The organism is Sporosarcina newyorkensis (assembly GCF_900167515.1).
Classification (GTDB): domain Bacteria; phylum Bacillota; class Bacilli; order Bacillales_A; family Planococcaceae; genus Sporosarcina; species Sporosarcina newyorkensis.
Genome location: NZ_FUYJ01000007.1, coordinates 91370 through 112800 on the forward strand (window position 1 = coordinate 91370; position 21431 = coordinate 112800).

Here is a 21431-nt window from a genome sequence, read left to right on the forward strand (position 1 = left end):
TTTATTTATTCTACAAGAGAAAATGCCTATATGTATTATTAAATAGTATACACGATTAATCATTCTCTTCTATACCTATCACTTAAATTTAAACACAAAAAAACCCTTCATTATTTTAATAATAATAAGGATTCATTATGCATTATATTCTTTAATAAAAGTAAAATGGCTGGGGTAGCTGGATTCGAACCAACGAATGACGGAGTCAAAGTCCGTTGCCTTACCGCTTGGCTATACCCCAACGTGAAGCTGGTTACGTTCTTATTGAGTGTAAAATAAAACAAACATGGTGGTGGGGGACGGATTCGAACCGCCGAACCCGGAGGGAGCGGATTTACAGTCCGCCGCGTTTAGCCACTTCGCTACCCCACCGTGTTAAAATTACAATTTCTCGCTCAACTCGCTTCTTCAACGAGATATGACGCGCATTACTTAACTTGTTATAAAAATAATGGTGACCCCTACGGGATTCGAACCCGTGTTACCGCCGTGAAAGGGCGGTGTCTTAACCGCTTGACCAAGGGGCCATGAAAATGGCGTTCATGGAGCTTCCAGCCGGGCTCGAACCGGCGACCTCTTCCTTACCATGGAAGCACTCTACCTGCTGAGCTATGGAAGCATAGAAATGGCTCCGCAGGTAGGATTCGAACCTACGACCGATCGGTTAACAGCCGATTGCTCTACCACTGAGCTACTGCGGAAAAATAAAATAGTTAGTTGCTATCTCTAACGACAAAAATCATTGTATCACACTTATTAAGTATGTGCAACAACTTTCTTTTAATACTTTAACCTTTTTTATTATATAGCGGCTCGGTCATATGCGTCAAGGCTTTTTCATATATTAATTTATACTTTTAAAAATAAGGAGATCTGTATGCTCAAAAAAATCATACTCCTTTTGACACTATGCTTTTTACTTATTTTATATTTGCCACAACTGATCAAACCATCCCCCGCTTTAACGACTGCTTTTCGTTTAACGGAAAACCCGACAGTCATCGTAAGAGGTTCCCAAGGTTCTGCTTTGACCATTAACATTTCATTTGGCGAGCAAGAAGTGAAGGATCTTTTGGAGCAGCTGACTCAACCATATCCGCTGCTGTTTGTTGACGTAGAATGGGCATCCCGCTTTCCAAACCTCGTCGAAGAGATGAAGAAGCGTTCTTTGCCTGTCGCATTGCTTGGGCAGGAAGGCAATAGGTATGAGGTCGATCGTGAATTATTTGAACAGCAATTGGATCAGTTTGAGACTTTTTTTGAAACAAGGCCATTATGGTTTCGCACTGTTGATGAGCAATTTCCACAGCCTCTGCTACATAAGTTAAACGAAGCAGAAATCAATGCGCTCGGTTCGACTGTTCATTGGAAAGAGGGTGCTTTGCCCAAAGCTGCAGCAGGTGATATCATTTCCATTCCTCACCATTTAGACGAACGAGCGCAGGTGGAGGATATAGAGCGTTTAATGGCGAGCCGACCGTTTCAATCTGTTGAAGATCTACTTTTTCAACCCAAAATTAAAACTAAAAAAATTCCAAAGTAAAAAACCGACAGCCGCATTCTGTCGGTTTTTTACATTTATTTAGCTTTTGATGATTTTTGCTTAGCTTTTTTTCGTTCATTACGACGCTTGTCCAATTTAGCCTTATCAATATCGGATTGCTTATTGTATTTAGGCAATACTAATAGTTGAAAAGCGTTCACTGTCAGCAAAGGAAACAGAAGGATGGTTACCCATTCGTCTTTATTTCCTGATGTGACCATTAGAGCTGGCAACCATTCAAGTGTTGTGATCACAATCATAAAGAATAGAGCGGAGATCAGTGCATGTTTTTTCGTCCACTGCGCTTTAAAGTATGCAGTTACCGCAGACACTATAACGAGTGTCAAAAGCAAGAAAATATACAAGAACGTTCTTCCTGTATCTTCCTTCGTTAACTGGAAGCGGAAAAAGACTAAATCAAACAACACAACTGCAATGATCAGGACTTGCACCCAGTTCCACAATGTCAGCGTGCGGAACAGATTGACGCCAAATTGGTGAACTGTTAAATAGGCGAAAAAACCCATCTGCGCAATAACACTCATTGTGAAGCCTAAAAAGATCATCCATAAAAAGGCACCAAGAAATTGCCAAATCTCACCTTCCTGTATATACCCAAAAAAGAAGTCCCAACGTACAATTAACCCGACAATGGCTGTGATACCTCCACCAATGGCCATAGCGCGCAAGAAAAATTTTACCCAATTTCGTATTGTCACAACACTGTTCCCCTTTTATCTTTATTCAACAGAAGACTCCCACCTCTATAGATGGCGAGATGAATGCAGTTTTATTTCCTCTTCAGCGGGTATTCAGACGCTCTCTGAAGAAAATAGTGCCTCCGGCAGAAGGTATCATGGATTTTAAAAGGAGTTAATCGAGCTAACTCGTATCAAAATCCGGACGCAATTATGCCATCGCTTAATTGTTTCATGTCTCACTTAGTGTATCAACGTTCGACAAAAAAATCTATTTCATTGAACGAATCATGCATATTCCCTCTAATATTGTGAACAATAAATGAAAATACAAGTGGAAGGTTGATCGGAATGAAAAAATTGGCAGGCATTTTCCTATTCCTTGTATTCCTAGCGGGTTGCAGCAACGGACAACAGTCAGGTCCGAGTTATGATGAAATGAAAAAAATGATGACGGATGCGATCCAAACGGAAGATGGAAAAAAAGCATTACGCAAATTGATGACAGATCCCGAATTTCGGGAGCTTTTAGTATTGGAACAACCAGAAGTGAAAGAAAGCATTGAGAATGTGCTGCTTTCAAAAGAGGGTGAACAGTTTTGGAAAACCGCATTTGAAGATCCGAAATTTACAGAGTCTATCGCCAAAAGTATGAAAAAGCAGCAAGCAGATATTATGAAGGATTTAATGGGAGATGCATCGTTTCAAAAGGAAATGGAAAAGTTTTTTGGACAGCCAGACATGATGAAGCAAATGGAGAAAGTCGTAAATTCCAGTAAAATGAAAAAAGAAATGGAAAAGGCAGTGGAAGACACGATCAACAGCCCTTTAATGCAAGCGAAATGGCAGCAACTGATCATGAAAGCAGGAAAAGGGACAACAGAAGAGGGCGGAAAAGATGAGAAAGGCGGGAAAGAAGAGAGTGGTGGCGGTGGAGCAGAAGAAAAAGCAGGTGAAGGAGGTCCATAAACCCCTCTCGCCTGCCAACTAATTATTTAGTATTTTTTTCAATCACGGTATCGGCAATTTGTAAATAAATCTGACCAATCGGATGGTCTTCCGCATACACAGAAGGAGCAAATTCCGTGTCGTTCCAATCAGGCTGACCCAGTGGTATTTGACCCAATAGCTCGGTGCGAAGCTCTTCTGACAGACGGACGCCGCCACCTTGTCCAAAGACATATTCCTTTTCCCCGGATGCTTTGGATTCGAACCACGCCATATTCTCGATAACGCCAAGCAATTCATGATCCGTCTGCAAAGCCATCGCACCTGCACGCGCAGCTACAAATGCAGCTGTAGGATGCGGTGTTGTGACAACGATTTCTTTAGATGCCGGAATCATTTGATGGATATCAAGCGCTACATCGCCTGTACCCGGCGGCAAATCAAGCAATAAGTAATCAAGCTCGCCCCACTCAACATCGCGGAAAAACTGATCCAGCACTTTACCAAGCATTGGGCCCCGCCATACAACTGGCGCATTATCTTCCACGAAAAAGCCCATTGAGATGACCTTAACACCAAATCGTTCTACCGGAATGATGCGCTCTTCTCTGACCTCAGGCATAGCCGTGATCCCCATCATGTCGGGAACGCTGAATCCATAAATATCCGCATCGATCAAACCAACTTTCTTACCGCGTCTTGCTAAAGCAACAGCCAAATTGACAGATACTGTCGACTTCCCGACCCCACCTTTACCGGACGCAATCGAAATGAATTCGATGTTGGATAGAGGAGATAAAATATCTTGGGTTTCTGCTTCTGTTACAGTTCCGCGGAATTGCTCGAGAACTTCTTTCGGCAGTTCTTCAAAACGAATTCCTACAGAGTCTGCACCTGCCTCTTTCAAAACGTCCACTACTTTTGATTGAAGCGTCAATTGCTCACCGGTATTTACTTTTGCAATTGCTACTTTGACACTGACATGCTGCTTTTCAGGCTTAATCGTAACGCCTACAATACCATTTGTTTCTGCCAGTGTTCTATGTAAAAACGGATCTTCCAATGCGCCAATCAATTCACGGACTTGCTGTTCATTAATCACATTCGACACTCCTTACTGATATTATCCAATCTCCCCCCAGTATACCATAATCACTACTCTATCAACCGTCTTTTGACTCACTGTTCTTCTGCATGTTCATATTTCACAATTCCATCCACGATGGCGGCCGCCACCTTTTTCTGATAAGCCTTATCCGCCAATAAACCCCGTTCTTCCGGATTGGATAAAAATCCTGTTTCCACTAAAACGGCAGGGACCGGTACTTTCTTCAGCAAATAGACACCTGTAATTTTCATCGCTTCGCGTTCTGTATTTTTCAGCTGATCACGCAGTTCGTCTTGGATAGAAGTCGCCAACTGTTTTCCTGCCGGGTTGCCATCAGGATGGTAGAATACTTGCGCACCTCGCCAACGCTCTTCTGGAATCGCATTAACGTGAACGCTTATGAACATATCCGGCTTCGATTCGATCGCCATACTTTCCCGCAACTTCAAATCTGCGAATTTACGACTTCGATTTGAAGTGAATTTTTCAGATGGGGCATGTTCAGCAATCGCATCTCCATCTTTTTCCCTCGTCATTTTCACAGTCGCACCTTTTTTTTCAAGTAATTTCTTAACTTCATGGGAGATACTTAAGGTTACATCCTTTTCAATGACATCTTCCGCCGAAGCCCCCCCATCCTCACCGCCATGCCCCGGATCGATTAAAATTTTCACACCACCTAGCTCAGCGGGTGTGAAAAATCCCCGATCTGAAGCTTTCACTCCATACCATACACCTCCTATCGAAAAAAATAACAGCAAGCCTGCCGCAAGCCATTTTTTCATCTCTACACCGCCTTTTTCTTTCACTATACGCTTGGACCTTTCCGGTTATGTCTGCGGGTGAAGGAATTGTTCATTCTGAGAAATGGGTTTGGATCGAGGATGTCAACTTCGATGCGAGGAGACTTCGGTGCTTTCCGAGGCGGGTTGGGCTCAGTGTAAAATGTATTTATAGCCAGGAAGCTCTTTCCCTACTGATCAATCGTGCAATTCAAATTAAAACACCGCCGAGAGATGTTCCTCTCGGCGGTGTTCTACTCATTTATTCAGTTTGCCCTTCCCAAGCCAGCATGCCGCCCGCCATGTTCGTCACATCAAAGCCTTCATCTGCCATAATTTCTTGTGCACGTCCACTTCTTCCGCCTGAACGACAGACTAGAATATAAGGTGTTGTTTGGTCCAAATCATGCATTTCAATAGGAAGATTGCCAAGTGCGATATGTGTGGCACCCGGAATCATACCTTGTGCTACTTCGTCGTCTTCGCGGACATCAATAATATGCAGTTCTTTGCCGCTTTCCAGTTGCTCTTGTACTTCTCTTGCAGTTAATTCTTTCAATGTCATGAGTTACATCCTCCAAATTATCTGATTTACCTTCATTATATCGCCTGTGTAATGATTGTCTATCGAAACGGACTGATGATTTACTGCATCAACTCATTCGGCGTATGGCCCCGATTTTCCCACAGTCTCGTAGTATTGGCAATATCGATAATCACTGGAATATAACGCTCAGCTTTTTCCATAGGTAACTTCAGCCGCCCAAGGAACTCTGACAGTTCTTTTGTGAAATCTCCACCGCTCATTTGCAGATCCAGCACAAGTTCTTCCACTTCTTCCTCAATATCGACCGAATCATCAAGATCCTCTAGCATCATCTTTTTCAGTTGCTCTTGCTGAGGGGTCCGCTGAAAATAAGATTGATCTGTAAACAAGAGAAATTCTTCTGGTTTCGGTACATAATAAGGTTTACCCGCGGCTGCTTGCTCCACTACTTCCTTTTCGTCAAATACATGAATGATTTCTGCCACAAATGCATCTGTATTGACATGAACAAAACGTTCTTCCAATTTCTCAATAACTGCTTGGTTATTCACAAAAGCAATCATAATGTTTAATGAAATCTCTTCTTCGTTATGTTCATTGTATATCTCCGTCGCTTTAGCAAACGGGATTACCCCATATAGGTTCGTACTGGCCGCAATATAGTCCAGCAACAATTCTTCATTATCGACTTTCATCAAAGCCACCCCTCATTCATTTGGTAGACATACTTGTCCGTCAATTGTAACAAAACTACGAACCGAATGCAGAGGCGTGAGTTTGATTGCATTCAGGAAAAATCCATCTCCTGAAGTTCAATATCGATCAGTTTGTTTGTTTTAATAGAATAAGTGACTTTGACAAACACCGCGAATTCTTTGTCACCTTCCCGCAGCCACAATCGAAACTTTTCAACAGTGGACTCTTTCCTGGACTCACTTCCGATATGCAAGTAATCCATAATATTTGCATGAGGATATTTCATTTGCGTCTCTTGAATCGCGATCCTAGACCATTTAGCATATGAAGGAATCGCTGATTGAGCAACGAGTTCAGTAGGCAGATAAGTGAACATTGAGACACTCGCCATTGAAATTCCAATTACCAAGCTTATTTTTCGAATGATGACGCACACCTCCTTTAGGATAGGATGCGTCATTTGATAAGAATCATTCTGCTCGTTATTTCAATTTCTCCACACTCCCGTTTGAACGAATTCCTTCATACATCACGTCACCTAAAGGCTTATCGCTATAATGGTAGTAGAAAAACACGTCATTGCCTACAGATCGATTGAATCCTATTTCTACACCGCCCGGAGAGTAAGCCTTTATTTTATCGAAGTATTCGTCTTGATCCAAAACGAAATTCAAATACAATTTTTCACTTGAATTAAATTGCAAATCCAATTCACCTATCTCATAAAACTCGTTTTCTTTATTGCCAACAAACTCTTCATCTGTGACAGTCCAGCCAAAAAAACCTTTAGATACAGCATAGATCTTAAATCCATCTTTAAAGGGTTTTATGGCCAACTCTTGTTTCTTGCTGATGGCATATCCTACTCCCACTTCGCCTTCTCGGCCTTCTAACGCAGCCCGGGCTGTCGAATTGACTATATACTCATCCCAAATGAAGGATTTGAATAACACAATGCCACAGACGACCAGTAATGCACTTACACTAAGTACATTTTTTCTTTCTTGTGGTTTGCGTTTAGTTTTCGGCATGGCAGTCACTCTCATTTCTCGTTATTCTATGTTCATTGTACAAGTTCTGTAAAAAAATGCATGCTTAATAGATACCTGATTACCAGTATAGGACCTCCCGTTCACCAAAGTTATGAGTTGGGTCATCTACGCTATACTCTGTCTTTTTGATTCGCAGATAAAGTCCAAGCCAATTTCATTCTAGACCTAGAAAACTCTACATAGGTATATATGTGAACACAAAAATTAAGACGTGAGGATGGGTGATTCAATGGATGGGAAGTCTCCAAAAGACCATAGGGAGAAAAATTTAAAAAATGAACAGCTAGATGAGTTCCGCGTACAAAACACAGGTAAACCACTGACGACCAATCAATCAAAAAAATTATCAAACGATCAGGAACAATTAAAGGCGGGTGACCGTGGTCCTTCACTACGTCAAGATTTTGAATTCTTTGAGAAGATGACTCATTTCGTCCATGAACCAATACCAGAAAGAAAAGTTCATGCTAGAGGTTACGGAGCCCATGGTGAATTTGAATGTTATCAGTCGATGAAACAATTCACAAAAGCTGGATTCTTACAGGAAGCAGGTAAAAAGACTTCTGTTTTCGTCCGATTTTCTACTGTGCAAGGGAGCAGAGGCTCTAAGGATACGGCAAGGGATTTACGCTGCAAAGGTGTGAAATTTTACACCGAAGAAGGAAATTATGATTTAACTACAATCGCTATGCCTGTATTGGTCAATCAGGACGCCATGAAGTTCCCTGATGTAATGCATGCATACCAACCTGAGCCACGTACCGGGATGCCGACAGCTGCTGGGGCGCATGATAATTTTTGGGATTACGTAGCAAATAACCAAGAAAGTTTTCACATGGTATTGTGGATCATGTCGGATCGAGGCATTCTAAGAAGTTATCGCATGATGGAATCATGGTCGATCAATACGTACTTATTTGTTAATGAACAAGGAGTAGCAACTTTTGTGAGATTTACTTGGAAGCCTGTGCTTGGTGTTCATTCCTTGCTTCAAGACGAGGCACAAAAAATTGGCGGGATTGATCCGGATTTTCATCGGCGAGATCTTAGAGAGGCGATTGACCGTGGTGCATACGCAGAATATGAATTAGGCGTCCAGCTGATTGCGATGGAAGATGAATTCAAATTTGATTTTGATGTCTTAGATCCATCAAAATTTTGGCCAGAAGAACTCGTCCCCGTTCAGCCAATTGGAAAGATGACATTAAACCGTAATGTGGATAATGAATTTGCGGAATTGGAGCAAGTGGCATTCAATCCCGCAAATGTCGTTCCGGGAATTGATTTCTCTAATGATCCCGTCCTGCAAGGAAGATTAATCGCTTATCAAAGTGCCCAATACCATCGTCTTGGCAGCGCAAACTTTCAGGACTTACCCATCAACCGGCCAATCTGTCCGTTCCATAATAATACAAGACAAGGCTTTATGAGGTATCGAATCGATGTAGATCAAGTAAACTATCATGAAAACTCATTAGCTGATAATACTCCATATACTACGCCGCCAGAAGAAGGAGGCTACGAATCCTACCCTAAAAAAATCGATGGGCACGCCATACGGGCACGAAGCAAATCGTTCGATGACTTCTTTACTCAGCCAAGAATCTTTTGGAACAGCCTAACCCCAGTTGAAAAGCAACACACGATTGAAGCATTAAGCTATCAACTTGGAAAAGTGAAAAGTGAATCGGTCCGACAGCAAAACGTCGATATGATAGTAAATGTTGACCAAGAACTGGCTATGATCGTTGCGGATAATATAGGTGTTGATCGTCCAAGCGGCACAAATGTCTCTACCTCAACTAGCTACCCTTCACTTAGTCAGGCCAATACACCAAGTTATGCTTATTCATTAAAAGTCGGAGTGTTGATCGGCAATGGTTTTAACAGTAATGAAGTAACCAACGTACTGAATACACTCGAAAAATATGGAGTGTTTGTCGACATCGTCAGTGAAAAACTTGGCACTGTCACAGGTACGGATGGTACGAAGCTCAAAGTAGATGATACATTCCTGACCACGAGCCCTTATTTGCTTGACTCGCTCTATGTCGTTGGCGGCAGCTCCAATAATCAGGCAAAATTTAATTCTGATGTTATGAATTTCATACAGGTCGCATACAAACATTATAAGCCGATCGGTATTGCTTCAACCGGACAGTCGCTTCTTCAAACCTCTGAAGAAAATAATTTAGCAGGTGTCGTTTTTGCGACTAACAACCAAAACTTCGGAGAGGAATTTGTTTCCGCTATCGCCCAGCAACGCTTTTGGAATAGAAAATAAAATCGTCAGGCAGGAAAGAGCAAAACAGAAAGCTTCTCTTTCTATTTTCCATTACTCAACTCGTTTTTTTGCGGAGATAGGAATAATTGCAAAAAGAAAAGACGCAGTCTGAGTTAGTATAATAACTCAGACTGCGCACTTCAATTCGTTATTCAAGATGCTCTGTCAATTTCTTTTGAACATCTTCTTCTATTTTTTTTACGCGTTCATCTTTTAGTTTGCGTCTCGGTTTTGGATGAAACCATTCGATCTCGCCGTTAATAAAAGTCCCTTTATACTCTTCACCTTGAATTTTTAACTTAAACATTTGAAGCGGTCGAGTTTGATTATTGCTTAGGGAACGTTCAATCTCAATAGCATCTACTTCATCCCTGATCCCATGTTCGGATAACAGTTCAAGAACTTCATCCTCTACAGCTTTTACTTCTTCTTCGCCGACATCTTGCTTGGGATGCGGATTAAGCCATTGGATCTCGCCATCATGATAGTCGCCTTTATAATTACGACCGTCTATGATGAGCTTAAACTGGATCCGCTCATACGGCCTGTCTTCAAAAACTTTTTCTACTTCAAAGTCGTCAACCACAGGAACACCTCCCAAAATAGTGTCAAGTTCATCAAAAAACTTTCCTCGCTAAATTCGTATTACTACAATTTCAATATTTTTCAATATTCCTTATTGACTAACGAATCCGTCTTTTTAATGAAAATTAAATCCAAGTATAAAACTGTGAAGGATAAATGTCAAACCAACCGATTATTTAGTAATACCGGTAAAAAAATCTCTACCATCTTTGTAAAGAAGCTAAGTGTTCAAAAAGCAACGGTCCGTTTATATAGTGATACCCTAATTTCTATATTTTAAGCAATTGAGACGACGTTAGAAATACTTAGACTTTCTATACCAAGCATAAAAAGAACCGATTCCCCCTCTTCGTTCAAGGAAAAATCAGCCTTATGCTACTGCAATTCTATTTAATCGAATTCTCGACTCTACAATAAAGTAAAAGAAAATCTCAAACCCTCTATTTGTATTAAAAACTTTTCAACTCAACCACTCGGTGGCACAATCGTTGCATCAGCTTTTCTTCATGACTAACGATGATGATACCCATCTTTCTCTTTTTGGCGATTTCGAGAACAGCATGCCAAATCTGAGCTTGCGTAATGGCATCAAGCATTGTTGTCATTTCATCTGCAATTAAAAAATGTGGATTGGACCCCAACGCCCTTGCCACACAAAAGCGTTGTAATTCTCCTCCAGATAACTCGTTAGGCCAACGAGTCAACCATTCCTGCTCAATTCCTAATAAATCTAGCAGTTCAGGGTCTGGCTTCTCCCCTTCACTCAAAACCTTTTCCATTTTCCAACGTGGATTGACTGCTTTTTCTGGATGCTGAAATATCAATTGTACAGGATGAAATCCCCTTGTAGGTACCGGCAAACCTTCAATGGTAATGCTTCCTTCCAGAGGCTTTTCATATCCCGCTAAAATCCGGCAAAAAGTTGTTTTACCACGTCCACTAGGTGCTGTAAGCCCAACAATTTCTCCTGGTTTTACAGTGAAATTGACACCTTGAAACAGCCAAGGTCCATCGCCATAACGAAAACCGATATTTTTTGCTTCAAGTTGCATGGATGCACCTTACCCTTCCATTCCGAAGTTCGCGCATTTCCGGTTGTGCTAGTTCACATTCAGGGGTTGCTATAGGACAACGCGGGGCAAATAAGCAACCGGATGGTAAATTATTTGGGCGGGGCTGCGAGCCTGGAATTGGTATAAATTCATTTTGTGGCAAGGCCCTCCATAACGCTTTGCTATAAGGATGCCGCAACGCTTCACCATCCCCATTAAAGTTCTCTACAGGGGCGATCTCCACGGTTGTACCTGCATAAAACACAGCAATTTTATCTGCAATCGTTAAAGCGGATTCAATATCATGTGTGATGAGCATAACCGCACATCCATTGTCTGCGAATTCCCTGAAGTTTTCTAATGCCTCTTTGATAACGACTGGATCGAGGCCTGGCGTGGGTTCATCCGCAATAATTACCTTTGCACCACTGACAATAGCTGTGGATAAAAGAGTTCTCCTTGCCATGCCTCCAGAAAGCTGAAATGGGTACATATTTTCAACGCCTGACTTCAAGCGAAGCCGTTCAAAAACCTTGCGTTGTGCCGCAACTGCATCTCCAACTTTTACAGAATTGCGAACTTGATTCCCTACTCGCATCAATGGATCTAAATAGTTCACTGATTGTGGAATAAGTGCAATTTCTGTTCCGCGTAACGAAGCTTGCCGTGCAGCCGTAAGAATTTCTCCGTCATAGCTAATCGTTCCACTAATATTTGCGTTGTTTGGCAAGATTCCAAGAATGGCATGCGCAAGCAAGCTCTTCCCAGAACCACTGGCTCCCACAACTGCTAGTATTTCACCTTCTTCAAGCGTGACATTCAAACTTGAAATGACGTTTACATTTTTTTGTTTCAAACCGTCTGTATACTGATTAAACGATATCGACAAATTTTCCACTTCAAGGATAGACATTCGCTACCTCCTTACCAACCAAATAGGACAACTTGCTATTCATCATCCTACTCATCTTTATTTCTCATTAGCCCTTGTCGGGTCTATCAGCATACGGAAATTCTCTCCAATCGTCTCGAAAGTCCTTACAATAATTAGTAAGCAAAGCCCTGGGAAAAAGGCAAGCCACCACATACCCGAAGACAAATACTTCATGGATTCTGATAGAATAATCCCAATAGCCGGCTCATGGGGCGATAACCCTAATCCTAAAAACGTGACGGATGCTTCGTGTAGGATCACATGGGGAAACATCAACATAAAACCAATTAAGAGTTGTGGAATCAAATGAGGAAAAATATGATGTACAGCAATCCACCAACTGGATTTTCCCATCTGTTGAGAAATCTGAACATATTCTGCTGAGCGGATTTGCATAACCTCTGCTCTAATGACTCGTGCAAGGCTTGGCCAATGAGTTAGCATAAGCCCTATAACAATGCCTTTAAATCCTCCGCCCAATGTAAAAGCAATCAAAATTAACGTTACAAGATGTGGAACACTTAGAAAGAGATCGATGAGCCATGTAATTAGACGATCGGCCATTTTCCCCATTGTTGCAGACACAATACCCAAGACAAGAGCAATTGACGTACTGCCAATTGCTCCAATCAACCCTACCCCCATACTTAAGGAAAGCCCCATAATCGTCCGGGTAAACATATCCCTACCCAGCCAATCTGTACCAAAAAGATGCTTAAGAGAGGGGGGCACATTTCGTTCATTAAGATTCGTAGCAATTCTTTCTTGATCAAGCATTACGCCACCTACTACAACACTTAGTAAGATAATTGTCGCAACTACGATTGTAAGAAGCGTCTTCTGTCTTCGATTCAGATAAAACCGTTTCACCTTTTCTTCCTTCGTTCCTATTTTGAGGCCTGGAATCATATTGTTCGACTCTCCCTCGTTCTCGGATCTACAACGTAGTAGATCATATCAGCAATTAGATTTCCTGCAAAAACAAAAATCGTACTAAATAGTACTAACCCTAATAAAAGAGGGACGTCACCCCTTAAGCCTGCCTCTACTGTCGCTTGTCCAAGACCTGGATATGAAAATACTTGCTCAGCAAGCACCGCTCCACCAAACAGTTCACTAAAAGCGGCAAATTGTAAAGTGATTGCAGGCAAGGCAACATTACGCAAGCCGTGTCTCCAAAATAAGAGAAAGCCACGCTCACCTCTCGCCCTCGCAAACAACACATAATCACTCGCCAGAACATCTATCAACTTCTGTCGCGTATGTAAGGCTACATTCGCAACTCCAAGAATGCTAAGTGTCATGGCTGGGAGGATAAGATGCTGTAATCGATCTGCTAATGTGACGTCTTCAGCAAGGACCCCTGTTGGAACACCTAATCCAATTGGGAACCACCCGAGCCACACCGCAAAAACAATCAGCATAAGAAGGCCCATCCAAAAAGTCGGAGTTGAGGCCAATGTATAACAATACCACTTTATAATCCGATCAATCCAAGTATCCTTTTTCATGGCTGACACAACGCCCATGACAAAACCGATAACTCCCGACAATATCCAGGCGGTCAGCATCAGGACAAGCGAGTTCCAAAAGCGCTCTCCGATGATTTCAGACACCGGGCGGCGGAAAATCATTGAAGTTCCCAAGTCACCTGAAAGTAAAGCAGAAAGCCAACTAAAAAACTGCACCATTACAGGTTGATCAAGCCCCCAATACTCAGCAATCTTCTCACGCTGTTCAGGACTTACCTTTAACATATCAGCACCAACATAAGCTTGAATCGGATCAATCGGGGAGTTCTTTATTAATAAAAAGGATATTAAGCAAATCGCAAATAATAAAGTAAGCATTCTTAAACCCTTCATCAACAGAAACTTACTTATCTTTACACCAATATTTTTGCGCACATTATTTACTCCATTTCCAGTCGGCAATGTTGTCTGTTGCCGGCCAACCATGTCCATGTACATGGATTCGTTGATCTCCGATATCAAGACCATCTTTCACCAAATACAAATGGTCGATGTTAACCAACCATGCCCAAGCGGCATCCCCTTTTCCACTTAAACCGGTCGTACCGTCCCATTGTGCTTTTTTCCAAAACTCGATTGCCTCAGCTTCACTTTTCGCATGAAGGGCCTTCTTGAAGTATTCATCTACTTTGTCATTTTTATAGTAGCCTGTATTATAATACTCGATCCCAGCATTATCGCTGCCATAGATGTTGTATAATTCATGCGGGTCGTGACTTCCCCAACCCATAAGTACAGCCTCGGAATACATTTTCTTACCAATAATATCCCAGCTTCCACCCTCTACTTTAATATTAATACCGAGTGGTTTCATCATATCTGCAACTGCAATGGCAAGAGACTGCCTGATTGTGTCATTTGCTAAATAGTAAAGACTAAATTCAGCTTTCAAAGAGCCATTATCAAGTACTCCATCTCCATCAGAATCTTTCCAACCCGCTTCTTCCAATACCTTACGCGCTCCGTCCAAATCACCATCTTCAATGACTGTATCTGGATTCCACCAAGGAAGCCCATCAACAGAAGTATAGGCAGGTGTTCCGTATCCTTCCAACACACCGTCAATTAACGCTTTCCGATCAACTGCCATATCAATTGCATGACGGATGGCTGGATCCGATGTTACGTCATTCCCGATTGGTAAACCATCTTCAGTGAAATCACCTGACTTCACGTAAGGAAATACGATTCCACGATTGTCCACAGTTTTAACTGTTTCAAGTTTCATGCCAGGTACTTCCTTATTACTAAACGCGGCTGGTATATAGGCAAGATCCACTGTTCCCGCTTGGGCAGCTGCATATGCAGCATCCTCATTTAAAAATACAAAAGTCAATTTGTTAAAATATGGTTTTTCCCCATAGTATTCTGGATTCTTTTTCACAATGATCTGTTGTCCCTTGTCCCACTGTACAAGTTGATAGGGGCCTGAACCAATCGGGTTCTCAGCATAGTCTTCACTGTATGCATATTGTGGGACGATTCCCGTTGCCACTAGATTGTTTATAAATGTGGATTGCACTTCTTTTAATGTGAATTTCACGGTCGTATCATTAACTGCTTCGACTTTATCCAATACGTTTAAATCAACAACCGACCCACTATTGGCTGCTGTTTCAAATGTGAATACCACATCCCTAGCCGTTAGTGGTTTCCCATTAGAAAAATTGACATCATCGCGCAAATGAACAGTCCAAACTTTACCCTCTTCATCTACTTCATAACTTGTTGCAAGATCATTTACAATGTTTAGTTTGTCATCTCTTTTCAACAATGTACTTTGAAATAGCGGTGAACCATAACGTCCCCAACCGGTTGTCGGATCAAATCCTGTTGCCGGCTCAGAATCAAATGCAAGCACAAGCTCGTCCTTCGGCTTCCCCTCATTCTTCTTATTTTTATCATCCGATTTAGATGAAGAGCAGCCTGCTAACATAAGCGAAATAGATACAGTGGCTATTACGATGAGACTCAAGAATTTCTTTGTCATTTAGTACACTCCTTCTACACGTATTATTTATCTACAATCCTTCATAAACTTGCACATCTGCATTAGGGTTTTATAATTTCAGATCCTATCGAAACCGTAAAATATGATTGTGAACAATTAAATCTGCTCCACAGGAGCCACTGTGAAATTCCCATATGATACACCTTTCAAACTCGTCAGTTTATGACTTAGTTCCTGAATTTCTTTTGCTTTTCCTTTTACAACAATTAGTTCAAGGCAACTATCATGATTCAAATGGAAGTGTGTTGTCGCAAGGATTACATCGTGCACACTATGTTGAATCCTTGTCATCTCTTCAAGTAGATTGCGTTGATGATGGTCATAAAATAATAGTATACTTCCTGCAATTATCTGTTCTCCATCTTCCCATGCTTGCTGAATAATTGCCTCTCGAACAAGATCCCGAACCGCTTCCGAGCGATTTTCATATCCTTTTTTTTTAACTAAATCATCAAACCTCCTAAGTAAGCCCCCTTCCATTGAGATTCCAAATCTCTTTAACGTTGAGTCCTGCATACTGCAACCACCTCTTTTTATTACTATTTTTAACGCAGTAACACATTTATATAGAATCGTAACACGATGATACATAACTGACCATTACTTGGAAGTTTATGTTCTTCTAAATAACCCAATTTAAACCTTTTGTAGAAATGGAATTAAATTTACTTTCTAGGGAATCATTAACGATGTATAGCACGCAAAACTCAACTTTTCATTTACAACAACCAAACAAATAGTTGTCCATCATTGTGCTACTTTTCTTTTGTTACGTAACACCTACATGCCTACTAATGTACTCGCTATACACTTTATGTATGTCTCGATAATTGATAATTAATTGCGAATAATTGGGCATGCAATAAATAGAAATCCAACTGACCCATCTCACAATCTATAAAGTATAGAGTGTTCTGTTGAATAGAGACATAAATCGCAGTAAATCGCCCGACAACTCTTTTCGAATTGTCGGGCAATTTTCTAATACTTCCGTAAAAAACTTGGTTTCGTCTGATACCATTCGTCGCTGATTACATGATGGCAGGCAGAGATGATCCGCTCAATAACTTGTGTATAATTTGCCATTATTCGGATAGTAAAGCCAGGAACAGCAAGCTTGGATAATCCAAATGCAAAATCTCCAGCCTCTTTCTGAATCGTTTCATGCAGGCGATCCAATAAATCATCGTTCGTCTTTTCTCCAACGACAATAAACGAACCTAAATGTGTGTACCCTTCCATAAAACCTAACCCATTCATATGCTGAGATGCCGGATGAAGTTTAATATGATCAAAGACAACTAGCTCGTCTTCCATATATATTTCTGTTTTCAGACGAAGCATGTCGTAACTGAACTTTTCCCCTTCTGGCGACCAGCCAGGAGTCAATATATCGGAATACAGCAATGTCGCTCCTTTTTCCATATGTACAATATTTTTTTGATAGTATTTGGCATCTTTATATGCTATCAATGCATCCGGCAAATACTCCAGATAACTACCTTTTTTCATATGAAAGACCGACTCTTGATATACTTTTCTGGTTGGCGTTTTGTATACTTTTGTTGCCGACTGGGTCGTCAATGTCAGTTGCGCCTGTTCATCGAGTGTTATTTCCATGCGGTACCGGTCTCCGTCTAGATAGCCTCCGCCTGGATTCAATAAGTAGTAGCATGGATAACTATAATTATTCAAATAGACAGGGCGCATCACTTTAAACGCACCCTGAAAGTAGACACTTTTCGCCACGGAACGTCCTTGACGTTTTTCCATGGCAAGGTCAAGAACACCTGTCCATTCAGACATCTTGCCCTAGTCCCTTTAATAACGCATGTTTTTTTATCCAATCTACCACTTCAGCCAGTCCTTCATCATCTTTTAAATTGGTGAAGAAGAATGGTTTGTTTCCGCGGAACACTTTTGTATCAGACTCCATTACTTCAAGACTCGCTCCAACATATGGCGCCAAATCTGTTTTATTAATTATAAACAAGTCAGATTTTATCATTCCCTGGCCGCCTTTGCGTGGGATTTTTTCCCCCTGCGCCACGTCGATTATATAGATGGAGAAATCCACAAGCTCTGGGCTGAATGTAGCTGCTAAGTTGTCGCCGCCGCTTTCTACAAAAATCAGTTCAACATCCGGATGCTTTTCCTTCAACTCATTAATCGCCGCAAAGTTCATTGACGCATCTTCTCGAATAGCCGTATGCGGACAACCACCTGTTTCTACACCGACGATGCGATCTTCCGGAAGGATGCCGTTTGCAACTAAAAACTTAGCATCTTCTTTCGTATAAATGTCATTCGTGATGACTGCCATACTCACTTCCCCGTTTAAAGCACGGGTGATTTTTTCAACTAACATCGTTTTACCGGCACCAACGGGTCCGCCAACACCTATTTTAATTGGTTCCATTCTAAGCACATCCTTATTCTCAATTAATTTCACGTTTTTCACGAGCTGAAAATACGTATCCCAACTCGCTCGTGCTGCATTTGTGAAAGTTCGAGCCCTGGTGATACGACTCCAAACTCTTCTTCATCTAACTTCATAATTTTATCTGTTGCCTGCTGAAGCTGTTGTTGAAATGCATAAATAATTTTCTGTCCTGCAGTTTGTCCGAGCGGGATTGCCCGCACAGCATTTTGTACGAGACTAACGACTGTCGAATACAAATAATATAAAATCGTCGTTTCCTTCTCTACTTGCAGATGATGCCCTACCATCGTAAAAACAATAGCGGGATGGCCAAAAGCTTGTTTATCACGTATTTTTCGCATGTAGGTTGACAACATCGGTATTTCATAAATTGATTGTGCAATATCCAACATACGGTCACCCATGCGCTGTGTACCATCGCGTGATTCCCGTGCCAAGTTCTGCACAGTCAAAATGCGATCCAATTCCCAAATATCTTCAAGTTCTTCCGCTTCAAGTGCATCATAAGCCAGCCTTACTGCCAAGCCGTCTGCATAAGCGAGCTGTTCATGCACATAAACGTTCAGCCATTCGGAAAATGATTTCGCATCTGTGACAATGTCTTTTTGAATATACGTTTCCAAGCCGAAAGAATGGCTAAAAGAGCCGGTTGGAAAATTGGAGTCGCACAGCTGAAACAAAGACAATGCGTGATTAGTCATGACTATGCCCGATATGACGGAATGCTTTTGCTACTTTTCGTTCTTCTCGCTTGAATGGAATGTCCATTTCTTGCAACAATTCCTCAACCAAATAATCATACTGAACAAGCATATCCTTATCCTCAAACTGAGCTGGCAAATGACGATTTCCAAGCTGATGAGCAATCGTTCCCATTTCAAGCATCGTACGTGGACTGATGACAATTAAATCATCGGAAAGTACGTCGATCAAAATTATATTTTTATCATCCATAAAGAGAATGTCGCCAGCTTCCAAATCACGCGGGTCTTTCAATCGGATGCCGATTTCACGTCCGTGATCTGTTTCTACACGTTGAATTCTTTTCATTAAATGCGCGCTCTCTAGATACACTTTCTCTTTATGTCGTTTTTCAAATTCGTTCGAGTCTAAATCTCTTACGTTCATTACGACTTCTTCTACAATCATTTTCTTCACCTCAAAATAAGAAATAGCGCTGCCCCATCGGCACAACGTCAATCGGATCGCATGTAATAGGTTTTCCATCGATTCTCACTTCGTACGTTTGCGGATCCACGTCAATATGAGGAGTAGCAGTATTCAATTTCATATCTTTTTTCGTAAGATCGCGCATATTGCGTACAGGAAGTACCACTTTTTCGAGTCCAAGCTTTTCTTTAATACCGTTATCGTATGCAACTTGGGAAACAAATGTAATAGAACTTTGCGACAATGCCTTTCCTAGCGTTGCATACATTGGTCGGTAAATCATTGGCTGTGGTGTCGGAATCGTCGCATTGGCATCTCCCATTAAGCTAAAGACCGCCATTCCATTTTTCAAAATCATTTCCGGTTTGACGCCAAAGAATTTCGGATCCCATAGTACAAGGTCGGCCATTTTTCCAACTTCAATTGAGCCAATATACTCGGAAATCCCGTGAGTAATTGCAGGGTTGATCGTATATTTGGCTATATAGCGTTTTACCCGATTATTATCCGAGTACTGACTATCCCCTTCCATAATTCCAAGCTGTTTTTTCATTTTATGAGCTACTTGCCATGTCCGAAGTGCAACTTCACCCACACGCCCCATCGCTTGCGAATCGGAGCTCGTCATGCTGAAGACACCCATATCTTGTAAGACATCTTCCGCCGCAATTGTCTCGTTGCGAATGCGTGAATCAGCAAATGCAATATCTTCCGGAACAGAAGGATTTAAGTTATGAGCAACCATCACCATGTCCAGATGCTCGTCAATCGTGTTGATTGTGTATGGCAAGGTTGGATTTGTGGACGCCGGCAATACATTCATCATACCGGCGGATTTGATCAAGTCTGGCGCATGTCCGCCGCCTGCACCTTCTGTATGGTACATATGGATGACACGGCCGTTGATCGCCTTCATCGTATCTTCAAAAAATCCAGCTTCATTTAACGTATCTGCGTGAAGCGCAATTTGCACATCATATTCATCAGCAATCCGTAATGAATGATCAAGTACGGATGGTGTCGCACCCCAATCTTCATGGACTTTCAAACCGATCGCACCAGCGAGTATTTGCTCCGCTAAAGGTCCGCCGGCTGCTGCATGCCCTTTCCCTGTTAAACCGATATTGATTGGTTGCCCCTCTAAAGCCTTGAGCATCGAGTGAAGATGCCAGGCGCCCGGTGTAGCAGTCGTTGCTCTAGATCCATCGCCCGGTCCTGCCCCACCGCCAATCAATGTCGTCGTTCCAGCAGTGAGCGCAACATCAACTTGTCCTGGATTTATAAAATGCACGTGCGTATCAATCGCGCCTGCAGTAATAATTTTACCTTCCCCGGAAATAATTTCCGTGGATGCTCCGATAATAATGTCAACTTTGTCCTGCACGAGCGGGTTACCAGCTTTTCCAATACCAGAAATTTTACCGTCACGAATCGCTAAATCCGCTTTATAAATTCCCGTATAATCAAGGACAACGACATTTGTGATGACCGTATCGGGTACTCGTTCGTCTTCTTCGCGCGTAATGAACGGATGCTGTCCCATTCCATCACGAATGACTTTCCCGCCGCCAAATACAACTTCTTCGCCGTATTTTGTATGATCTTTTTCGATTTGAATGAACAAATCTGTATCTGCCAGGCGGATGGAGTCTCCTGTTGTCGGTCCGTACATTTGTGCATATTGCTCTCTATCCATTTTAAAACTCATTTAACATTCCCGCCTTCCAATGGTCCGTCCACTTCATTATGAAATCCGTAAACTTCTCTTTTTCCAGCATAGTCAATTAATTGCACTTCTTTTTCATCGCCTGGTTCAAAGCGGACAGCAGCGCCGGCTGGAATATTTAATCGTTTGCCGTATGTCTCTTCCCGTCTAAACCTCAGCGCACCATTTACCTCATAAAAATGATAATGAGAACCAACTTGTATTGGCCTGTCCCCTTCATTCACAACGTGAACACGTGTACTTTCCGCCCCTTCATTACAATTAATTGGTTCATCTTTTAAAATATACTCACCTGGGATCATCGCTTCGTCTCCTCTCCA

At 41.8% G+C, this 21431-nt stretch carries 23 protein-coding genes and 5 tRNA genes; 3 read left to right on the top strand and 25 right to left on the bottom strand.

The genetic code is table 11. The annotated features are described in order from the left end of the window. Positions 1 to 166 precede the first annotated feature (166 nt). From B5D59_RS13410 to B5D59_RS13430, 5 genes are all read right to left on the bottom strand, one after another. Positions 167 to 241 (bottom strand) — tRNA-Gln (locus tag B5D59_RS13410). Between the two features lie 46 nt (positions 242 to 287). Continuing rightward, a tRNA-Tyr gene (locus B5D59_RS13415) sits at positions 288 to 372 on the bottom strand. Positions 373 to 452: 80 nt separating this feature from the next. Continuing rightward, positions 453 to 527: transfer RNA gene (locus B5D59_RS13420), tRNA-Glu, on the bottom strand. 16 nt (positions 528 to 543) lie between these two features. Further along, a tRNA-Thr gene (locus tag B5D59_RS13425) sits at positions 544 to 619 on the bottom strand. 7 nt (positions 620 to 626) lie between these two features. Further along, positions 627 to 701 (bottom strand) — tRNA-Asn (locus tag B5D59_RS13430). 176 nt (positions 702 to 877) lie between these two features. Here B5D59_RS13430 and B5D59_RS13435 point away from each other — a divergent pair. After that, positions 878 to 1543, top strand: a complete 666-nt coding sequence (locus B5D59_RS13435; RefSeq protein ID WP_078818302.1) for a polysaccharide deacetylase family protein — start codon at positions 878 to 880, stop codon at positions 1541 to 1543. Between the two features lie 35 nt (positions 1544 to 1578). Here B5D59_RS13435 and B5D59_RS13440 read toward each other — a convergent pair whose 3' ends face one another. Then, complete coding sequence (locus B5D59_RS13440; protein WP_078818303.1) at positions 1579 to 2262, bottom strand: KinB-signaling pathway activation protein; 684 nt, start codon at positions 2260 to 2262, stop codon at positions 1579 to 1581. Positions 2263 to 2592: 330 nt separating this feature from the next. On the opposite strand from B5D59_RS13440, the gene gerD reads away from it, so the two are divergent. Further along, positions 2593 to 3210, top strand: a complete 618-nt coding sequence (gerD, locus tag B5D59_RS13445; RefSeq protein WP_009498962.1) for a spore germination lipoprotein GerD — start codon at positions 2593 to 2595, stop codon at positions 3208 to 3210. Between the two features lie 22 nt (positions 3211 to 3232). Here the strand turns inward: gerD and B5D59_RS13450 are convergent, their stop codons facing one another. The 6 genes from B5D59_RS13450 to B5D59_RS13475 all read right to left on the bottom strand — a co-directional run bounded on the left by B5D59_RS13450 (position 3233) and on the right by B5D59_RS13475 (position 7353). After that, positions 3233 to 4291: an Mrp/NBP35 family ATP-binding protein gene (locus B5D59_RS13450; RefSeq protein WP_078818304.1), complete on the bottom strand. Its 1059-nt coding sequence runs from the start codon at positions 4289 to 4291 to the stop codon at positions 3233 to 3235. Positions 4292 to 4368: 77 nt separating this feature from the next. Continuing rightward, the gene (gene cwlD / locus B5D59_RS13455) at positions 4369 to 5082 is read right to left on the bottom strand and encodes an N-acetylmuramoyl-L-alanine amidase CwlD (RefSeq protein ID WP_078818305.1); all 714 of its coding nucleotides are present in this window, start codon (positions 5080 to 5082) and stop codon (positions 4369 to 4371) included. Between the two features lie 259 nt (positions 5083 to 5341). Next, entirely contained in the window at positions 5342 to 5644 is a 303-nt protein-coding gene (locus B5D59_RS13460) for a rhodanese-like domain-containing protein (protein WP_078818306.1), read from the bottom strand. Between the two features lie 80 nt (positions 5645 to 5724). Then, the gene (locus B5D59_RS13465; protein ID WP_078818307.1) at positions 5725 to 6321 is read right to left on the bottom strand and encodes a hypothetical protein; all 597 of its coding nucleotides are present in this window, start codon (positions 6319 to 6321) and stop codon (positions 5725 to 5727) included. 92 nt (positions 6322 to 6413) lie between these two features. Beyond that, positions 6414 to 6698 carry a DUF3889 domain-containing protein gene (locus B5D59_RS13470; RefSeq protein WP_078818372.1) on the bottom strand — a complete coding sequence of 95 codons (285 nt, stop codon included), beginning with the start codon at positions 6696 to 6698 and terminating at the stop codon, positions 6414 to 6416. A gap of 106 nt (positions 6699 to 6804) precedes the next feature. Beyond that, positions 6805 to 7353, bottom strand: a complete 549-nt coding sequence (locus B5D59_RS13475; RefSeq protein WP_078818308.1) for a hypothetical protein — start codon at positions 7351 to 7353, stop codon at positions 6805 to 6807. Positions 7354 to 7603: 250 nt separating this feature from the next. On the opposite strand from B5D59_RS13475, the gene B5D59_RS13480 reads away from it, so the two are divergent. Then, positions 7604 to 9658 carry a catalase gene (locus B5D59_RS13480; RefSeq protein WP_078818309.1) on the top strand — a complete coding sequence of 685 codons (2055 nt, stop codon included), beginning with the start codon at positions 7604 to 7606 and terminating at the stop codon, positions 9656 to 9658. Between the two features lie 148 nt (positions 9659 to 9806). On the opposite strand, the gene B5D59_RS13485 is transcribed toward B5D59_RS13480, so the two are convergent. The 13 genes from B5D59_RS13485 to B5D59_RS13545 form a co-directional block, all read right to left on the bottom strand. After that, positions 9807 to 10244 carry a HicA family toxin-antitoxin system gene (locus tag B5D59_RS13485; protein ID WP_139366024.1) on the bottom strand — a complete coding sequence of 146 codons (438 nt, stop codon included), beginning with the start codon at positions 10242 to 10244 and terminating at the stop codon, positions 9807 to 9809. A gap of 448 nt (positions 10245 to 10692) precedes the next feature. Next, a complete protein-coding gene (locus B5D59_RS13490) occupies positions 10693 to 11295 on the bottom strand; it encodes an ABC transporter ATP-binding protein (protein WP_009498973.1) in 603 nt (200 codons plus the stop codon). Then, positions 11285 to 12208 carry an ABC transporter ATP-binding protein gene (locus B5D59_RS13495; RefSeq protein WP_078818310.1) on the bottom strand — a complete coding sequence of 308 codons (924 nt, stop codon included), beginning with the start codon at positions 12206 to 12208 and terminating at the stop codon, positions 11285 to 11287. Before B5D59_RS13495 ends, B5D59_RS13490 begins: the two co-directional genes overlap by 11 nt. Before the next feature lie 57 nt (positions 12209 to 12265). After that, positions 12266 to 13138, bottom strand: a complete 873-nt coding sequence (locus B5D59_RS13500; RefSeq protein WP_078818311.1) for an ABC transporter permease — start codon at positions 13136 to 13138, stop codon at positions 12266 to 12268. Beyond that, complete coding sequence (locus tag B5D59_RS13505; protein ID WP_281250677.1) at positions 13135 to 14094, bottom strand: ABC transporter permease; 960 nt, start codon at positions 14092 to 14094, stop codon at positions 13135 to 13137. The genes B5D59_RS13500 and B5D59_RS13505 overlap by 4 nt, the downstream gene beginning before the upstream one ends. A gap of 43 nt (positions 14095 to 14137) precedes the next feature. Next, positions 14138 to 15751 carry an ABC transporter substrate-binding protein gene (locus B5D59_RS13510; protein WP_078818312.1) on the bottom strand — a complete coding sequence of 538 codons (1614 nt, stop codon included), beginning with the start codon at positions 15749 to 15751 and terminating at the stop codon, positions 14138 to 14140. Between the two features lie 117 nt (positions 15752 to 15868). Then, a complete protein-coding gene (nikR, locus tag B5D59_RS13515) occupies positions 15869 to 16288 on the bottom strand; it encodes a nickel-responsive transcriptional regulator NikR (protein ID WP_078818313.1) in 420 nt (139 codons plus the stop codon). A gap of 465 nt (positions 16289 to 16753) precedes the next feature. Beyond that, positions 16754 to 17578 (bottom strand): urease accessory protein UreD, encoded by an 825-nt coding sequence (locus B5D59_RS13520; protein WP_078818314.1) that lies wholly within the window; start codon positions 17576 to 17578, stop codon positions 16754 to 16756. Further along, a complete protein-coding gene (ureG, locus tag B5D59_RS13525; RefSeq protein WP_078818315.1) occupies positions 17571 to 18191 on the bottom strand; it encodes an urease accessory protein UreG in 621 nt (206 codons plus the stop codon). The genes B5D59_RS13520 and ureG overlap by 8 nt, the downstream gene beginning before the upstream one ends. A 38-nt stretch (positions 18192 to 18229) precedes the next feature. After that, a complete protein-coding gene (locus B5D59_RS13530) occupies positions 18230 to 18916 on the bottom strand; it encodes an urease accessory protein UreF (protein WP_078818316.1) in 687 nt (228 codons plus the stop codon). Next, on the bottom strand, positions 18909 to 19364 hold the full coding sequence (gene ureE / locus B5D59_RS13535) for an urease accessory protein UreE (protein ID WP_078818317.1): 456 nt from the start codon (positions 19362 to 19364) through the stop codon (positions 18909 to 18911). The genes B5D59_RS13530 and ureE overlap by 8 nt, the downstream gene beginning before the upstream one ends. Positions 19365 to 19374: 10 nt before the next feature. After that, complete coding sequence (gene ureC, locus B5D59_RS13540; protein ID WP_078818318.1) at positions 19375 to 21093, bottom strand: urease subunit alpha; 1719 nt, start codon at positions 21091 to 21093, stop codon at positions 19375 to 19377. Next, positions 21090 to 21413, bottom strand: a complete 324-nt coding sequence (locus B5D59_RS13545; protein ID WP_078818319.1) for an urease subunit beta — start codon at positions 21411 to 21413, stop codon at positions 21090 to 21092. The genes ureC and B5D59_RS13545 overlap by 4 nt, the downstream gene beginning before the upstream one ends. Between the last annotated feature and the right edge of the window lie 18 nt (positions 21414 to 21431).

Excerpts from the sequence above, each read along its gene's own strand:
- B5D59_RS13435 (WP_078818302.1), top strand. The coding sequence starts at position 878 with ATGCTCAAAAAAATCATACTCCTTTTGACACTATGCTTTTTACTTATT.
- gerD (WP_009498962.1), top strand. The coding sequence starts at position 2,593 with ATGAAAAAATTGGCAGGCATTTTCCTATTCCTTGTATTCCTAGCGGGT.
- cwlD (WP_078818305.1), bottom strand. The coding sequence starts at position 5,082 with ATGAAAAAATGGCTTGCGGCAGGCTTGCTGTTATTTTTTTCGATAGGA.
- B5D59_RS13460 (WP_078818306.1), bottom strand. The coding sequence starts at position 5,644 with ATGACATTGAAAGAATTAACTGCAAGAGAAGTACAAGAGCAACTGGAA.
- B5D59_RS13465 (WP_078818307.1), bottom strand. The coding sequence starts at position 6,321 with ATGAAAGTCGATAATGAAGAATTGTTGCTGGACTATATTGCGGCCAGT.
- B5D59_RS13470 (WP_078818372.1), bottom strand. The coding sequence starts at position 6,698 with ATGTTCACTTATCTGCCTACTGAACTCGTTGCTCAATCAGCGATTCCT.
- B5D59_RS13475 (WP_078818308.1), bottom strand. The coding sequence starts at position 7,353 with ATGCCGAAAACTAAACGCAAACCACAAGAAAGAAAAAATGTACTTAGT.
- B5D59_RS13480 (WP_078818309.1), top strand. The coding sequence starts at position 7,604 with ATGGATGGGAAGTCTCCAAAAGACCATAGGGAGAAAAATTTAAAAAAT.
- B5D59_RS13490 (WP_009498973.1), bottom strand. The coding sequence starts at position 11,295 with ATGCAACTTGAAGCAAAAAATATCGGTTTTCGTTATGGCGATGGACCT.
- B5D59_RS13495 (WP_078818310.1), bottom strand. The coding sequence starts at position 12,208 with ATGTCTATCCTTGAAGTGGAAAATTTGTCGATATCGTTTAATCAGTAT.
- B5D59_RS13500 (WP_078818311.1), bottom strand. The coding sequence starts at position 13,138 with ATGATTCCAGGCCTCAAAATAGGAACGAAGGAAGAAAAGGTGAAACGG.
- B5D59_RS13505 (WP_281250677.1), bottom strand. The coding sequence starts at position 14,094 with ATGAAGGGTTTAAGAATGCTTACTTTATTATTTGCGATTTGCTTAATA.
- B5D59_RS13510 (WP_078818312.1), bottom strand. The coding sequence starts at position 15,751 with ATGACAAAGAAATTCTTGAGTCTCATCGTAATAGCCACTGTATCTATT.
- nikR (WP_078818313.1), bottom strand. The coding sequence starts at position 16,288 with ATGCAGGACTCAACGTTAAAGAGATTTGGAATCTCAATGGAAGGGGGC.
- B5D59_RS13520 (WP_078818314.1), bottom strand. The coding sequence starts at position 17,578 with ATGTCTGAATGGACAGGTGTTCTTGACCTTGCCATGGAAAAACGTCAA.
- ureG (WP_078818315.1), bottom strand. The coding sequence starts at position 18,191 with ATGGAACCAATTAAAATAGGTGTTGGCGGACCCGTTGGTGCCGGTAAA.
- B5D59_RS13530 (WP_078818316.1), bottom strand. The coding sequence starts at position 18,916 with ATGACTAATCACGCATTGTCTTTGTTTCAGCTGTGCGACTCCAATTTT.
- ureE (WP_078818317.1), bottom strand. The coding sequence starts at position 19,364 with ATGATTGTAGAAGAAGTCGTAATGAACGTAAGAGATTTAGACTCGAAC.
- ureC (WP_078818318.1), bottom strand. The coding sequence starts at position 21,093 with ATGAGTTTTAAAATGGATAGAGAGCAATATGCACAAATGTACGGACCG.
- B5D59_RS13545 (WP_078818319.1), bottom strand. The coding sequence starts at position 21,413 with ATGATCCCAGGTGAGTATATTTTAAAAGATGAACCAATTAATTGTAAT.